This window comes from Luteococcus sediminum, from assembly GCF_054783495.1.
The window spans coordinates 77013-92181 of record NZ_BAAGQL010000013.1; the positions used below are offsets into that span (position 1 = coordinate 77013).

Annotated in this window: 13 protein-coding genes and 1 tRNA gene; 2 read left to right on the top strand and 12 right to left on the bottom strand. The window is 68.4% G+C overall.

Annotation, left to right across the window (positions count from 1 at the left end; all coding sequences use genetic code 11):
- Positions 1 to 82 precede the first annotated feature (82 nt).
- From uvrB to rpsA, 5 genes are all read right to left on the bottom strand, one after another.
- Positions 83 to 2176 (bottom strand): excinuclease ABC subunit UvrB, encoded by a 2094-nt coding sequence (gene uvrB, locus ACYVKA_RS07170; protein WP_460704173.1) that lies wholly within the window; start codon positions 2174 to 2176, stop codon positions 83 to 85.
- 72 nt (positions 2177 to 2248) lie between these two features.
- The gene (locus tag ACYVKA_RS07175) at positions 2249 to 2812 is read right to left on the bottom strand and encodes an SH3 domain-containing protein (protein ID WP_460704175.1); all 564 of its coding nucleotides are present in this window, start codon (positions 2810 to 2812) and stop codon (positions 2249 to 2251) included.
- 172 nt (positions 2813 to 2984) lie between these two features.
- A complete protein-coding gene (coaE, locus tag ACYVKA_RS07180) occupies positions 2985 to 3608 on the bottom strand; it encodes a dephospho-CoA kinase (protein WP_460704177.1) in 624 nt (207 codons plus the stop codon).
- A gap of 104 nt (positions 3609 to 3712) precedes the next feature.
- Positions 3713 to 4687 (bottom strand): alpha/beta fold hydrolase, encoded by a 975-nt coding sequence (locus ACYVKA_RS07185; RefSeq protein ID WP_460704178.1) that lies wholly within the window; start codon positions 4685 to 4687, stop codon positions 3713 to 3715.
- Positions 4688 to 4857: 170 nt separating this feature from the next.
- The gene (gene rpsA, locus ACYVKA_RS07190) at positions 4858 to 6321 is read right to left on the bottom strand and encodes a 30S ribosomal protein S1 (protein ID WP_460704180.1); all 1464 of its coding nucleotides are present in this window, start codon (positions 6319 to 6321) and stop codon (positions 4858 to 4860) included.
- Between the two features lie 274 nt (positions 6322 to 6595).
- Here rpsA and ACYVKA_RS07195 point away from each other — a divergent pair, with 274 nt between their 5' ends.
- Positions 6596 to 7369, top strand: a complete 774-nt coding sequence (locus ACYVKA_RS07195; RefSeq protein WP_460704182.1) for a class F sortase — start codon at positions 6596 to 6598, stop codon at positions 7367 to 7369.
- Between the two features lie 58 nt (positions 7370 to 7427).
- Here the strand turns inward: ACYVKA_RS07195 and polA are convergent, their stop codons facing one another.
- Positions 7428 to 10178: a DNA polymerase I gene (polA, locus tag ACYVKA_RS07200; RefSeq protein ID WP_460704887.1), complete on the bottom strand. Its 2751-nt coding sequence runs from the start codon at positions 10176 to 10178 to the stop codon at positions 7428 to 7430.
- A 34-nt stretch (positions 10179 to 10212) separates the two neighbouring features.
- Between polA and ACYVKA_RS07205 the strand changes: the two genes are divergently transcribed.
- Positions 10213 to 10650: a PaaI family thioesterase gene (locus ACYVKA_RS07205; RefSeq protein WP_460704184.1), complete on the top strand. Its 438-nt coding sequence runs from the start codon at positions 10213 to 10215 to the stop codon at positions 10648 to 10650.
- Between the two features lie 24 nt (positions 10651 to 10674).
- Here the strand turns inward: ACYVKA_RS07205 and ACYVKA_RS07210 are convergent, their stop codons facing one another.
- The 6 genes from ACYVKA_RS07210 to ACYVKA_RS07235 form a co-directional block, all read right to left on the bottom strand.
- Entirely contained in the window at positions 10675 to 11283 is a 609-nt protein-coding gene (locus ACYVKA_RS07210) for an ANTAR domain-containing response regulator (protein WP_460704186.1), read from the bottom strand.
- Between the two features lie 149 nt (positions 11284 to 11432).
- Positions 11433 to 11515, bottom strand: a tRNA-Leu gene (locus ACYVKA_RS07215).
- A gap of 125 nt (positions 11516 to 11640) precedes the next feature.
- The gene (gene pyk, locus ACYVKA_RS07220; protein WP_460704188.1) at positions 11641 to 13071 is read right to left on the bottom strand and encodes a pyruvate kinase; all 1431 of its coding nucleotides are present in this window, start codon (positions 13069 to 13071) and stop codon (positions 11641 to 11643) included.
- Between the two features lie 94 nt (positions 13072 to 13165).
- Positions 13166 to 14086, bottom strand: coding sequence for an RluA family pseudouridine synthase (locus tag ACYVKA_RS07225; RefSeq protein ID WP_460704190.1), 921 nt, complete (start codon positions 14084 to 14086; stop codon positions 13166 to 13168).
- Positions 14083 to 14544, bottom strand: a complete 462-nt coding sequence (locus ACYVKA_RS07230; RefSeq protein WP_460704889.1) for a signal peptidase II — start codon at positions 14542 to 14544, stop codon at positions 14083 to 14085. The genes ACYVKA_RS07225 and ACYVKA_RS07230 overlap by 4 nt, the downstream gene beginning before the upstream one ends.
- A 50-nt stretch (positions 14545 to 14594) precedes the next feature.
- Positions 14595 to 15074, bottom strand: coding sequence for a TraR/DksA family transcriptional regulator (locus tag ACYVKA_RS07235; protein WP_460704192.1), 480 nt, complete (start codon positions 15072 to 15074; stop codon positions 14595 to 14597).
- Positions 15075 to 15169 lie beyond the last annotated feature (95 nt).

Here is a 15169-nt window from a genome sequence, read left to right on the forward strand (position 1 = left end):
GCTCCACGGCAAAGGGCCCATCCCGAATTCGGGATGGGCCCTTCTCGTCGTCCCGGCCGGGCCTGGAGGGCCCGACTGACGGCTACTTGTTGGCCTCGATCATGGCGCGCAGCTCCTTCTTCAGGTCGCCGATCTCGTCGCGCAGGCGTGCCGCGAGCTCGAACTGCAGCTCTTCGGCCGCGGTCTGCATCTGGTCGGTGAGTTCCTGCACCAGGTCGGCCAGCTCGCCGACGGCCATGTTCGAGGTGTCGAGCCCACGGGCCTTCTCCACCACCCCCGGCACCGGCGAGGTGGGACGCTTGCCCTTGGGATTGGCCTTGCCCACCAGTTCGGCGGTGTCGGCCTGCTCACGGGCGAGCATGTCGGTGATGTCGGCGATCTTCTTGCGCAGCGGCTGCGGGTCGATGCCGTGCTCGGTGTTGTAGGCGACCTGGATGGCGCGGCGACGATTCGTCTCGTCGATGGCCCGCTCCATCGAGGGGGTCACCTTGTCGGCATACATGTGCACCTGGCCGGCAACATTTCGGGCGGCACGGCCGATCGTCTGGATCAGGGAGCGGTCGGAGCGCAGGAAGCCCTCCTTGTCGGCGTCCAGGATGCTCACCAGGCTCACCTCGGGCAGGTCGAGGCCCTCACGCAGCAGGTTGATGCCCACGAGCACGTCGTACTCGCCCATCCGCAGCTCGCGCAGCAGCTCGACGCGCCGCAGCGTGTCCACCTCGGAGTGCAGGTAGCGGGTGCGCACCCCGTTCTCCATCAGGTAGTCGGTGAGGTCCTCGGCCATCTTCTTGGTGAGCGTGGTGACCAGCACCCGCTCGTCGCGCTCGGCCCGCGGGCGGATCTCGGCCAGCAGGTCGTCGATCTGGCCCTTGGTGGGCTTGACGATGATCTCGGGGTCCACCAGGCCGGTGGGCCGGATGATCTGCTCGACGAAGCCGTCGGAGCGGGCCAGTTCGTAGTTGCCGGGGGTGGCGGACAGGTAGACCGTCTGGCCGATGCGCTCGACGAACTCCTCGAAGCGCAGCGGCCGGTTGTCCAGCGCACTGGGCAGCCGGAAGCCGTGGTCCACCAAGGTGCGCTTGCGGCTGGCATCGCCCTCGTACATGCCACCGATCTGCGGCACAGTGACGTGCGACTCGTCGATCACCAGCAGGAAGTCCGAGGGGAAGAAGTCCAGCAGGGTGTGGGCGGGCTCGCCGGCCTGGCGTCCGTCCATGTGGCGCGAGTAGTTCTCGATGCCGGAACAGGTGCCGATCTGGCGCATCATCTCGATGTCATAACTGGTGCGCATCCGCAGCCGCTGCTCCTCCAGCAGCTTGTTCTGCTGGTGCAGCTCGCCCAGGCGCTGCTCGAGCTCGGCCTCGATGCCGACGATGGCCCGCTCCATCCGCTCCGGACCGGCCACATAGTGCGTCGCCGGGAAGATGTACATTTCGTCATCGGTGCTCAGCACCTCGCCGGTCAGCGGGTGCATTGTGCTCAGGGCCTCCACCTCGTCGCCGAAGAACTCGATGCGCACCGCGTTCTCCTCGTACATCGGGAAGACCTCGACGGTGTCACCCCGCACCCGGAAGGTGCCGCGGGTCCCGGCCAGGTCATTGCGGGCGTACTGGATCTCCACCAGGCGACGCAGCAGCGCCTCGCGCTCGTACTCCTCCCCCACCCGAAGCTTCACCATCCGGTCGACGTACTCCTCGGGCGTGCCCAGGCCGTAGATGGCGCTCACCGTGGCCACCACGATCACGTCGCGACGGGTGAGCAGGCTGGCGGTGGTGGAGTGGCGCAACCGCTCGACCTCCTCGTTGAGGCTCGAGTCCTTCTCGATGTAGGTGTCGGTCTGCGGCACATAGGCCTCAGGCTGGTAGTAGTCGTAGTAGCTGACGAAGTACTCCACCGCATTGTCGGGGAAGAACTGGCGCAGCTCGTTGGCGTACTGGGCAGCCAGCGTCTTGTTGGGCTGCATCACCAGCACCGGACGCTGCAGCCGCTCGGTGAGCCAGCCGATGGTCGCCGTCTTGCCCGTGCCGGTGGCGCCGAGCAGCACCACGTCCTGCTCACCGGCCCTGATGCGCCGCTCCAGCTCATCGATCGCCTGGGGCTGGTCACCGGATGGTTCGAAACCCGCCTGCATCGTGAAGGGGGCCACCACCCGCTGGATCTCGTCTACCTTGCGCATGACGAAGAGGCTACCCGGGCCCACTGACAAGAGGATGGCCCCCGGCGTGGCGCCGGGGGCCATGAAGGGGGGTCAGTGGCAGGCAGCGGTCGCGTGCTTGGCCAGCACCGAGTTCACCGCCACCCAGCGTCCGTCACGCAGGTGGTACCAGCCCTGGGTGCCGCCCCTGGCCTGCTGCACCTCGACGCGGCACACCGCGGTCGCGTGGCTGCGGGGCGCCATGGTGCGCACGGTGGGCGCCTTCGCCAGCGGGGCCTGCTTGACCGCCGCGCGGGTGCGGGCCGTCAGGACGGTGGTGGTATTGCCGTGGCACCAGTGCGGCAGCGCCCCGACGTTCTTCACGTAGCGGGCGGCCACGAAGGCAACCCCCTCGCCGTCACGCATCTGGTACCAGATGTCATTGCCCGCCGCTCGCTGGCCACGCACCTTGCAGGTAGCGGTGACCTTGTCGTCCTTGTGGAGGATGCCCAGCTGCTGCGCCTGCGTGGTGGGCGCCGTGCGGACGCTGAGCTGGGCGGTGGTCCGGCCGGTGGCGGCCCCCTTGGCGACCGCCGCATCGGCGGGAAGGGAGCAGGCCAGGCTGGCGGCCATGGCCAGGCCGGCGGCAGGGGCGAGGATGCGAGGGCTGGTGTTCATGGTGACTCTCCTTGACATGGAGGACGCGTCCACCGCATCTTTCACACTGTCCATGCACGCCACCGGTGGGGATGTTGCGGGATTCGTCTGAGATTTCGATCAGAAAGCACTGAGATGTGCGCACACCACGCCGAATCCTTGCATCGGCAGAGGACGGCTCTGCCATCACGGCTCAGCAGCCGCAGCCGTCCCCCTGCTGGCCGCGCAGCTTGAGCACCTCGTGCCAGACGGCATGGGTGCGCTCGGCCAGCTCCTCGAGACCGGCATCATTGCGGATCACGAAATCGGCCACCCGGAGCCGCTCGACCCGGCTGGCCTGGGCCCCTATCCTGGCCCGGGCCTGCTGCTCGTCCAGGCCATTGCGAGCCATCAGGCGTTCCAGCTGGACCTGCTCGTCGACATCGACCACCACCAGGGCGTCGAAGTCATCGGCCTGGCCAGTCTCCACCAGCAGCGGCACCATGTGCACCACGATCGCGTAGGGGTCCTCGACCTGCGCCTCGATGGACGCCTTCGCCTCGCGCACCCGGGGGTGGATGATGCCGTTGAGCACCGCCAGTGCCTGCTCGTCGCCGAAGACGATGCTGCCCAGCCGGGCGCGATCCAGGCTGCCATCGGCCAGCAGCACCTCGCTTCCGAAGTGATCCACCACCTCGGCGAGGCCCTCGCTGCCGGCCACCACAACATCGCGGGCGAGTTGGTCGGAGTCGACCACCAGCGCACCGAGAAGACGCATCTGCTCGCCCACCGTCGACTTGCCCGAGGCGATGCCCCCGGTCAGACCCACCCTGATCATCGCCACTCCCTCGCATCGTCATGTCCCCTCGCACGTGACGACGCTACCCGACTGCGCCACGGCGGGCCCGACCAGGGCCGCGCAGTGCCCGGTGCGGGGCGGGATCAGGCAGGGCCCAGCTGGAAGTCACCGCTGGCCGCGAAGGAGTCGGTGGCCCGGCACCACAGCTCCATCACGTGCTCCCCGCCATGGCCCTCGGCCTCCACGACGTGGAGCTGGGCCTCGGGCAGCTCCGCCTTGACCGCCCACGGCACGGCGACCGGCCCTGAGATGTCACGGCGCCCGTGCACCATGCACAGCGGCAGTCCCTCCAGGGCAGCCAGGCGGCCGAGCAGGGGGCCGTCGGGCAACCACTGCGGGTCGAGGGCGGCATGGCGCGACCAGTAGTGGCTCACCAGGGTGGTGAAGGCCATCTGCTGGGCGATCGGTTCGTCACCGACCTTGGCGGGGCGCAACTGGTCGACCGGCAGCCCGATCTGGATGTGGGTCTGCTCCCAGTCCATCCAGGCCAGCGCCATCTCGGTGCGCACCTCCGCGTCGGCAGTGAGCATGATCTGGGCCACGGCGTCGACCAGGCGCCCCTTGCCGGGCGCCCAGTCGCTGTGGGCGGCCACGGTTGCGGCCAGCTGCTGCCATGCCTCCGGGTAGATCATGCCCACGCCCTCGGTGATCCAGTCCACCTCGTCGGGGCTGGTGGTGGTGACCGCCACCAGCACCAGGCCACGCACGCGGTCACGATGACCCAGGGCGTAGTGGAAGGCCAGGGTACAGCCCCAGGAGATACCGCTGACGAGCCAGGAGTCGATGCCGAGGTGCTCGCGCACGACCTCGATGTCGGCGACGAGGCGGGCCGTGTCGGTGCCCTCCACCAGACGCTCGGGGGAAGCGTCTGCTGGGGTGCTGCGACCGGCACCGCGCTGCTGCAGGCCGATGATGAGGTACTTCGACGGGTCGAAGTGGCGACGGTAGCCGGGGCGCAGGATGCCACCGGGTCCGCCATGCAGGTACAGGACCGGGATGCCTTCGGGATTGCCGGATGTCTCCCAGTACAGATCGAGGGAGGGTCCTACCGTCAGCATCCCGGAATCGTGGGGGGAGATCGGGGGATACATGGCACAGATGCTAGTGCCCCGCACCCTCCCAGCCGTGGCGAACCGCTGGACCTCCGGACACGACGAGGGGCCCCGACCGCATGGTCGGGGCCCTTCGGTGCTCACCCTGCCACAGCAGGGTTCACCAGTTCATCAGCTCAGGCGTTGCCGGAGAGCTTGTCGCGCAGGGCCTGCAGGGCCTCGTCGGAGGCCAGCGACCCCTCGGGCTCGACATCGGCCTGGGCCGAGGACGAGTAGGTCGGGGCGCTGCTGCTGGTCTCGACAACGGCATTCTTGTCGGCCTGCTCGGCCTCCTCGGCCTGCTTCTTGAGGGCCATCCACCGGGCCTGGGCCTCGGCGTACTGCGCCTCCCACGCACGCTGCTGCTCCTCGAAGCCGGGCTTCCACTCGTTGGTCTCCGGATCGAAGCCCTCGGGGTAGATGTAGTTGCCCTGCTCGTCGTAGCTGGCGGTCATGCCGTACAGCGACGGGTCGAAGTCGTCGGAGCCGAGGTCGATGCCCTCGTTGGCCTGCTTCAGCGAGAGGCTGATGCGACGACGCTCGAGGTCGATGTCGATGATCTTGACCATGACCTCGTCGTTGACCGTGACGACCTGCTCGGGGATCTCGACGTGGCGCTCGGCCAGCTCGGAGACGTGGACCAGGCCCTCGATGCCCTCCTCGACACGCACGAAGGCGCCGAAGGGGACGAGCTTGGTGACCTTGCCCGGCACGATCTGACCGATCTGGTGCATGCGGGCGAAGGTCTGCCACGGGTCTTCCTGGGTGGCCTTCAGCGACAACGAGACGCGCTCGCGGTCCATGTCGACGTCCAGCACCTCGACGGTGACGGGCATGCCGACCTCGACGACCTCGCTCGGGTGGTCGATGTGCTTCCAGGACAGCTCGGAGACGTGCACGAGGCCGTCCACGCCGCCCAGGTCGACGAAGGCGCCGAAGTTGACGATCGAGGAGACCACGCCGTTGCGGATCTGGCCCTTCTGCAGCTGGGTGAGGAAGTTCTGGCGAACCTCGCTCTGGGTCTGCTCCAGCCAGGCGCGACGCGACAGGACCACGTTGTTGCGGTTCTTGTCGAGCTCGATGATCTTGGCCTCGAGCTCCTGGCCCACGTAGGGCTGGAGGTCGCGGACGCGACGCATCTCGACCAGGGAGGCGGGCAGGAAGCCGCGCAGGCCAATGTCGACGATGAGGCCGCCCTTGACGACCTCGATGACGGAACCGGTGACGACGCCGTCCTCTTCCTTGATCTTCTCGATGGTGCCCCAGGCGCGCTCGTACTGAGCGCGCTTCTTGGACAGGATCAGGCGGCCTTCCTTGTCCTCCTTGGTCTGGACCAGGGCCTCGATCTCATCGCCGACGCTGACGACCTCGAAGGGGTCGACGTCGTGCTTGATGGAGAGTTCCTTGGAGGGGATGACGCCTTCGGTCTTGTAACCGATGTCGAGGAGAACCTCGTCACGGTCGACCTTGACGACGGTACCGGTGACGATGTCACCGTCATTGAAGTACTTGATGGTGGCGTCGATCGCTGCCAGGAAGGCTTCGGGCGAGCCGAGGTCGTCAATGGCGACCTGAGGTGCGGCCTCAGTGCTGGAGGTCATGTAGTAGGACTCCGTAGTGGATGTGTGTGTCGTGTGGTGCTCCGTGGCCCTTCGACGAGCCAGGATCGGGCCGGACCAACAGGTCCGGCGATTGACATGACACGACGAGCACAGCCTGCTCCGTCCGAGGATGCGCAGACCACAGCGCACTGCCGAGTCTATCTTTTGCCCTCCTGAAGGGTCAACCGGGTACTGGCACCGGCAACCGGGACCCCGGGTACTGTCGGACCCCCGGGGGCTCGTCCGTCCCCGTGCACCCGAGGAGGACCCACGAATGAGCAGAGCACGCCGGATCGTCGCAGTGATCGCGGGCGTGACCGCACTGGCGCTGCTCGCCACCTGGTGGGTGCTGACCGGGCGCCAGCAGTCGATCACGGCTGATCCCGCCCCCAACACGACACCACCCAGCACCACTTCACCCAGCGCGGGCGCGGCTTCGGGCTCCGCCTCGGCAGGCTCCAGTGCCTCCGGCGGGTCGTCCATGGGGGCAGGCCAGCCGACTGGCCAGACCTCCGCGTCGCCCCAGCCGAGTGGCGCGGCATCCCCCGCCCCACCGGCCGGTTGTTCCACGGACTTCTCCAGGATGACGCCCACCCGGGCCACCGTGGGTGACCTGGTGCGTGACACCCCGGTGCTGAGCCTCGGGGTGGCCAAGGACGGCAGCGTGGCCACCCCGCCCTTCTCCCAGCCCAATTCCATCGGCTGGTACAACCTCGGCCCCCGCCCCGGCGACGTGACGGGCAAGGTGGTGCTCACCGCGCACACCTTCCGCAACGGCGGTGCCCTGGGCAATGCCATGCATGCCAGCAACGGCGGCCTGCGCGCCGGCGACGTGATCCGCGTCTCCGATGCCACCGGCCGCACCCTGTGCTACCGCTACACCACCAGCACCAAGATCGCCGTCAAGGACTACGACCCGGACTCCACGGTCCTCTACGACGCCAAGGGCAGGCACCAGCTCGCGATCGTCACCTGCTGGGACTTCGACGCGCGACGCGAGCACTGGGACTCCCGCATCATCTACTACGCCGAGCCGATCACCGCCTGAACCGGAAGCCCTTGGCGCCCCGGGCCGATCGGGTCGCCGGAGCCGTGTGGGCGCCCGGTCAGTGCGCGGCCTCGTGCCAGCTGCGACCGGTGCCCACACTCACGTCGAGCGGGACGTCGAGTGCCATCGCGCTGCCCATCCTGTCTCGCACCACGGCCTCGACCTGCTCGGCCTCGCCCGGGGCCACCTCCAGGACCAGTTCGTCGTGCACCTGGAGCAGCACCCGGCTGGCCAGGCCGGACTCGTCGAGCGCCTTCTCCACCTGGAGCATGGCGACCTTGATCATGTCGGCGGCCGAGCCCTGGATGGGGGCATTGAGCGCCATCCGCTCGGCCATCTCGCGGCGTTGGCGGTTGGTGGAGTTCAGGTCGGGCAGGGGCCGGCGACGACCCAGCAGGGTGGCGGTGTAGCCGGTGCGACGGGCCTCGTCGACCACACCGGCCAGATAGTCCCGCACCCCGCCGAAGCGCTCGAAGTAGCCCTCCATCAGCTCCTTCGCCTCGGCCACCGGGATGGTGAGCTGCTTGGACAGCCCGAAGGCACTCAGGCCATAGGCCAGCCCGTAGTTCATCGCCTTGATCCGGGCCCGCTCCGTGGTGGTGACCGCATCGGGAGTGGTCTCGAAGACCTTCGAGGCCATGGCGGAGTGGAAGTCCTCGCCGCTGCGGAAGGCGTCGATGAGCCCCTTGTCGGCCGAGACGTGGGCCATGATCCGCATCTCGATCTGGGAGTAGTCGGCCGTCATCAGGCTCTGGTAGCCCTCACCGACCACGAAGGCCTCCCTGATGCGGCGTCCCGCCTCGGTGCGGATCGGAATGTTCTGCAGGTTCGGTTCGGTGGAGCTGAGCCGGCCGGTGGCCGCGATCGTCTGCATGTAGGTGGTGTGGATACGCCCGTCGTCACCGACGCTCTTGAGCAAGCCGTCGACGGTCTGGCGCAGGCGGATCGCGTCGCGGTGGGCCAGCAGGTGCTCCAGGAAGGGGTGCTGCGTCTTGGCGTAGAGCCCCTCCAGCGCGTCGGCATCGGTGGTCCAGCCGCTCTTGGTCTTGCGCGTCCTGGGCATGTCCAGCTCGTCGAAGAGAACCCCTTGCAGCTGCTTGGGCGAACCGAGGTTGATCTTCTTGCCGATCACCTCGTAGGCGGCATTCTCGGCGGCGACCACCTTCGCGTCGAAGTCGGCTCGCAGCTGTTCGAGGTGCTCCACGTCGACGGCGATCCCGTCGCGCTCCATCCGGGCCAGTACCCCTTGCAGGGGCAGTTCCACCTCGCTGAGCAGCGACAGCTCCCCCATGGCCTCCAGTTCCTCGGTGAGCTGTCGCGCCAGGTCGATCACGGCGCGTGCCCGCACCATGGCAGCCTGCACCTGTGCCGGGTCGGGGCCCTTTGCCGGCTCGTCGAAGAGCGACTCCTGGTCCACAACGGCAGACCTGCCGCTGGACTCGGCGCGCAGGTCGCGCTTGAGGTGACGCAGGCACAGGTCGGCCAGGTCGAAGGTGCGCTGGTCGGGCCGCAACAGGTAGGCGGCCAGCACCGTGTCACAGCTGATTCCACGCAGGTCCCAGCCCCGGGCCCAAGCCGCCAGGCGTGGCCCCTTGCCATCGTGGATGGCCTTGGCCACGTCCTCGTCGGCCAGCCAAGCCGCCAGGGCCTGGTCGTCCTCGGGGCTGAGCCTGGAGCTGTCGATCCAGGCGGCGTGGCCGTCGGAAGCGGCCAGCGCGAGGGCGGTGATGTCCCCGCTGCCGGACCCCCACTGGCCGGTGACGTCGAGTCCGGTCAGCTCGCCGTGGCCATGTTCGGCCAGCCAGCCGGCCACCTGGCCTTCCTCCAGCTGGGCCCCGGTGACCTCGAAGCCGTCCTGGACCTGGGCCACCTGGCCGGGCTCGCCGAAGGCCTCGATCAACCGGTCGCGCAGCACCCGGAACTCCAGCTGGTCGAACAGGCCGTGGACCGCCTCACGGTCCCAGTCGCGCCGCTCCAGGTCGGCCGGGGTGACTTCGAGCTCCAGGTCGCGGACCAAGGCATTGAGCCGGCGGTTGCGCTGCACGTCGTCGAGGTGCGCGCGCAGGCTCTCGCCGGCCTTGCCCTTGACCTGGTCGGCGCGCCGGATGAGGTTCTCCAACCCCTCGTACTGGGCCAGCCACTTGGCGGCCGTCTTCGGCCCCACCCCGGGCACCCCGGGCAGGTTGTCGCTGGTCTCCCCCACCAGGGCGGCCAGCTCCGGGTAGACGGCTGGCGCGACGAGGTACTTCTCCTCGACCGCCTCGGGGGTCATGCGGGCCAGCTCGCTGACGCCCTTCTTCGGGTAGAGCACGGTGACGTGGTCGTCGACCAGCTGCATGGCGTCGCGGTCACCGCTGACCACCACGGTCTGGAAGCCGGCGGCGGTGGCCTGCGTCGACAGGGTGGCGATGATGTCGTCGGCCTCGTAGTTGTCCTTGGTGACGAAGGGGATCTCGAGGGCCTTGAGGACCTCCTGGATCAGCGCCACCTGGCCCTTGAACTCGTCCGGCGAGGCCGAACGGGTGGCCTTGTACTCGGCATAGCTCTCGGTGCGGAAGGTGACCCGCGACAGGTCGAAGGCGACCGCGGCGTGGGTCGGCGCCTCGTCACGCAGCAGGTTGATCAGCATCGAGGTGAAGCCGTAGACGGCATTGGTGTGCTGTCCGGTGCTGGTGGAGAAGTTGTCGACCGGCAGCGCGAAGAAGGCGCGGTAGGCCATCGAGTGGCCGTCGACGAGCAGGAGCTTCGGCTGGGCAGGGGTCAGATCAGTCACGTCCCCGACTCTAGTGGCCGCCACCGACAGCGACATGGCCGTCGGCGCGAGCTGCCCTAGAGTGACGCGCATGAATGGTGCCGAACTGCCCGACTGGGTCGCCGACCTGGTCAGCCCCCTGGACGACAAGCTCGGCCTCGAGCTGCTTGAGGTGGGTCCCGAACGCGTCGTCGGGCGAATCCCGGTGCAGGGCAACACGCAGGTGGTGGGACTGCTGCACGGAGGGGCGAGCGCCGCGCTGGTGGAGACGCTCGGATCGGTGGCGGCACTGGCCCATGCGCGCGAGCAGGGCGGGATCGCGGTCGGCATCGACCTGAACATCACCCACCACCACGCCGTGCGCACGGGCTGGGTGACGGGCGTTGCCACCCCCCTGCAGCGGGGGCGGCAGCTGGTGAGCTACCAGGTGGAGCTGACCAATGACGAGGGCCGACGCACCGCCTCCGGCCGGCTGACCTGCCTGGTCAGGCCCACCCCTGGCAAGGGGCCGGGCGGCGCGGGCAGCTGATGCCGTCCTGCGCCGCCCCGGCGGTCACTTCTTGGTCTTGCCCTGGGTGATGACCTTCTCGGCGACCTCGCGCATCGAGATGCGAAGGTCCATGGCGGTCTTCTGGATCCAGCGGAAGGCCTCCGGCTCGCTGAGGCCCAGCCCTTCCTGCAGCATGCCCTTGGCCTGGTCCACCGCCTTGCGGGAAGCCAGGCGCTCCTCGAGGTCGGCCACCTCGTCCTCAACGGCGCGGATCTCGGCGAAACGCCCCATCGCGATCTCGATCGCGGGCACCACGTCGGAGGCATCGAAGGGCTTGACCACATAGGCCATGGCGCCGGCCTCGCGGGCCCGCTCCACCAGGTCTCGCTGGCTGAAGGCCGTCAGCATGACCACCGGGGCGATGCGCTCCTCGGCGATGACCTCGGCGGCAGTGATGCCGTCCATCCGGGGCATCTTGACGTCCATCACGACCAGGTCTGGGTCGAGCTCGCGGGCCAGCTCGACGGCCTCCTGGCCGTCGGCGGCCTGGCCCACGACGTCATAGCCCTCGTCGGTCAACAGCTCGACGAGGTCCATCCGGATGAGGGCCTCGTCCTCGGCGACCAGGACGCGCGACCTGGGACGGGTGGTGGTGTTCTCTGCGTTGCTCACGGGGCGTCCTTGCGTTGGCGTTGTACGGACTGCAGGGGATTGGGTGGTCTGACCTCACTCAGGATTCCACACCACGCCGTGTGGTCAACAGGCCGGACGAGCTTGGTATTCCCCCACAACCCACGGGCACCACGGGTGTGCCCAGGGAGTGCCCAGGAGGGGAGTCGAACCCCCACGGTCGTGAGACCAGACGGGTTTGAGCCGTCCGCGTATGCCATTCCGCCACCCGGGCAGGTGGATCTTGAGTTGTCCATGATGCCACAACGACATCGGCGTGACATGTCACACCATCGTCGGCACCCACCCCCACGGGCGGGTGCCGACGACATCACGTGGTGCGTCATGCAGACTGCCGGATCAGTGCTGGTCGTCCATCGCCGGGCCCTTGATCTTGTGGACCCGCAACGAGTTCGTCTTGCCGGGCACGCCCATCGGGGAGCCCGAGACGATGACGATGTATTCGCCCACCTGTACCTGGCCGGCGTCCAGCATGATCTTCTCCACCGCGCGCACCATCTCTTCCGGATCGGTGAACTCGGGGGTGATCTGCGCAGTGGCACCCCAGGTGAGGGTCATGGTCTGGCGGGTCGACTGGTCGGGGGTGAAGACCAGCATGGGGATTGCTGGACGCAGGCGCGACAGGCGCTTGGCGGTGTCACCCGACTTGGTGAAGGCCACCAGGTACTTGGCGTCGACGCGCTTGGCCACCTCGGCGGCCGCCTTGGCGATCACGCCACCAGTGGTGTGCGGGTCCCAGTCGATCTCGTTGATCTTCGCCAGGCCGTGCTCCTCGGTGTTGTTGACGATGTCGGCCATCGTGCGCACCGTCTCGATCGGGTAGGCACCCACCGAGGTCTCGCCCGAGAGCATGACGGCATCGGCACCGTCGAGGATGGCATTGGCCACGTCGGAAGCCTCGGCGCGCGTCGGACGCGGCGCCGAGATCATCGACTCCAGCATCTGGGTGGCGACGATGACCGGCTTGGCCCACTTGCGCGCGGCCCGCACGATCCGCTTCTGCACCAGCGGCACCTCGTAGAGGGGCAGCTCCACGCCCAGGTCGCCACGGGCCACCATGAAGGCGTCGAAGGCGTCGATGATGGCGTCGAGGTTCTCGATGGCCTGCGGCTTCTCCAGCTTGGCGATCACCGGGACTCGGCGACCCTCCTCGTCCATGATCTCGTGGACGCGGGTGATGTCGTCCGCGCTGCGCACGAAGGACAGGGCGATCATGTCGACGCCCTTGCCCAGCGCCCAGCGCAGGTCCGACTCGTCCTTCTCGCTCAGGGCGGGGACGCTGACGGCGACGCCGGGCAGGTTGATGCCCTTGTTGTTGGACACGGGGCCCGCAACGGTCACGCGGCAGACCACGTCGGTCTCGGTGACCTCGGTGGCCTCCATGGCGATCCGGCCGTCGTCGATCAGGATGGTGTCGCCGGGCTTCACGTCACCCGGCAGGCCCTTGAAGGTGGTCGAGCAGCGGGTCTGGTCACCCTTGATGTCATCGGTCGTGATGGTGAAGGTCTGGCCATAGCTCAGCTGCACCTTGTCCTCGGCGAAACGCCCGAGGCGGATCTTCGGGCCCTGGAGGTCAGCCAAGACGCCCACGGTCTTGCCGGTCTTCTCGGCAGCATCGCGCACCAGCGTCAGGCGCTTGTCGTGCTCCGAGTAGTCACCGTGACTCATGTTGAGGCGGGCGACGTTCATGCCCGCATTGACGATTTCTTCCATACGCTCCGGGGTCGAGACTGCCGGCCCGAGCGTGCACACAATCTTTGCTCTACGCACAGGTCAAGACTACCTGAAGCCTCTTGTGGAAAGGCTGAGCGCGCCGGGTTGCCAAGGGTTGTTCACGCCCCCGTCACCCCACCGACGCCGGGGCTCACCCCTCGCGGACGATCTCCAGGGCCACTGCCAGGTCGTCGGGATAGTCCGAGGTGAAGGTGACCCACTCCCCCGTCCCGGGATGGGTGAAGGACAGTTCCACCGCGTGCAGCCACTGGCGCACCAGGCCCAGGCGCTGGGCCAGCACCGGATCGGCACCATAGGTGGGGTCGCCGACGCAGGGGTGCTTCATGGCGGCCATGTGCACACGGATCTGGTGGGTGCGCCCCGTCTCCAGGTGCACCTCGAGCAGGCTCGCGTGCCGGTGGGCCTCCAGCGTCTCGTAGTGGGTCACCGAGTGGCGGCTACCGTCGACGATGGCCATCTTCCACTCGCTGCCCGGATGACGGCCGATGGGCGCGTCGATGGTGCCGCGCAGCGGGTCGGGATGGCCCTGCACCAGCGCATGGTAGGTCTTGTCGACGGTCCGGTCCCGAAAGGCCTGCTTGAGCACCGTGTAGGCATGCTCGCTCTTGGCCACCACCATCAGTCCCGAGGTACCCACGTCGAGACGCTGGACGATGCCCTGGCGCTCCGGGGCTCCGCTGGTGGAGATCCGGAAGCCGGCACCGGCCAGGTGCTCGACGATGCTGGGACCCTCCCATCCCAGGGACGGGTGGGCCGCCACCCCGACGGGCTTGTCGACCACCACCAGGTCGCGGTCGTCGTGCACGATCCGTACCCCCTCCACTTCCTGGGGTGTCACCTGGACCCCGCTGGGGACGGCATCGAGCTCCACCTCGAGCATCTGGCCCACCATCACCCGCTGGGAGGTCCTGGAGACCTGCCTGCCGTCCAGTTGCACGGCACCGGCCTCGACCAGGTCGGCGACACGGGAGCGCGAGAGTCCAGTCATACGGGCCGCGGCGGTATCCACACGCTCGCCGTCCAGCCCGTCGGGGACCAGCAGGATGCTCATGACTCCTCCCGAGCAGGCCGTTCACCACGAAAGGCGAGCACCACCAGGACCGCGGCAGTGCTGGTGATGAAGATGTCGGCCACGTTGAAGATGGCGAAGTGGGGCAGCTGGAAGAAGTCCACGACGTGTCCGCGCAGCGGCCCCGGCGGCCTCAGCAACCGGTCGACCAGGTTGCCCAGGATGCCGGCGCTGGCCAGGCCAGCCAGCAGCCCCTCCCCACGGGTGCTCAACCGGGGGGCGACGACGACCACCATGGCGATGGCTGCGGCGAGGGCCAGCAGGCTGATCACGACGGTGGAACCGGCCCCCAGGGAGAAGGCCGCCCCCGGATTGCGGATCAGCTGCAGACGCAACAAGCCCCCCAAGAGCACCGGCGGGTCCTGGGGATCGAGCCGCGCCACGGCCAGCGCCTTGCTGCTCTGGTCGAGCACGAGCCCCAGCAGGGCCACCACCGCCATCACCAGACGGGCGCGGGGGGTGCCGTGGGACGCCCCCCGCGCGGGGGTGCTCAGCGTCGCTCCTCGCGCTGCTTGCAGGACACGCACATGGTGGCACGCGGGAAGGCCTGCAGGCGCGCCTTGCCGATCGGCTCGTTGCACACCTCGCACAGCCCGTACTGGCCCTTGTCGAACAGGCTCAGCGCGAGCTGGGACTGCTCCAGCATCTCGCGGGCATTCTGGGCCAGCGACATCTCCTGGTCGCGCTCGAAGTTGGAGGAGCCCACGTCGGCCGGATCACGCCCGGCCCCGTCGCCGCCCTCGCGCATCAGGCCGGCCAGCTCCGCCTCGGCCACCTCGATGGCCTTCTCCATGCGCTCGATGTCATGGGTGAGCTCCTCGCGGACCTCTGCGACCTCCTCGGCCGTCCACGGCTCCTCACCGTCACGAACCGGCAGGACGACCTTCTCGTCCTGTGACTTGTTGCTGGCCACTGTGTGCTCCCTCTGGCAATGGGGACGAGGACCCCAATGGCCTCGTCGTGCTCGCATTGGCGGCCATGGCCGCCTCCTGAGTTGCCGAAGATACACCAGAGGTCAAGCCGCTGCAGGACACGGGGCACTGCGCCGCCCCTCCCATAGCAGTG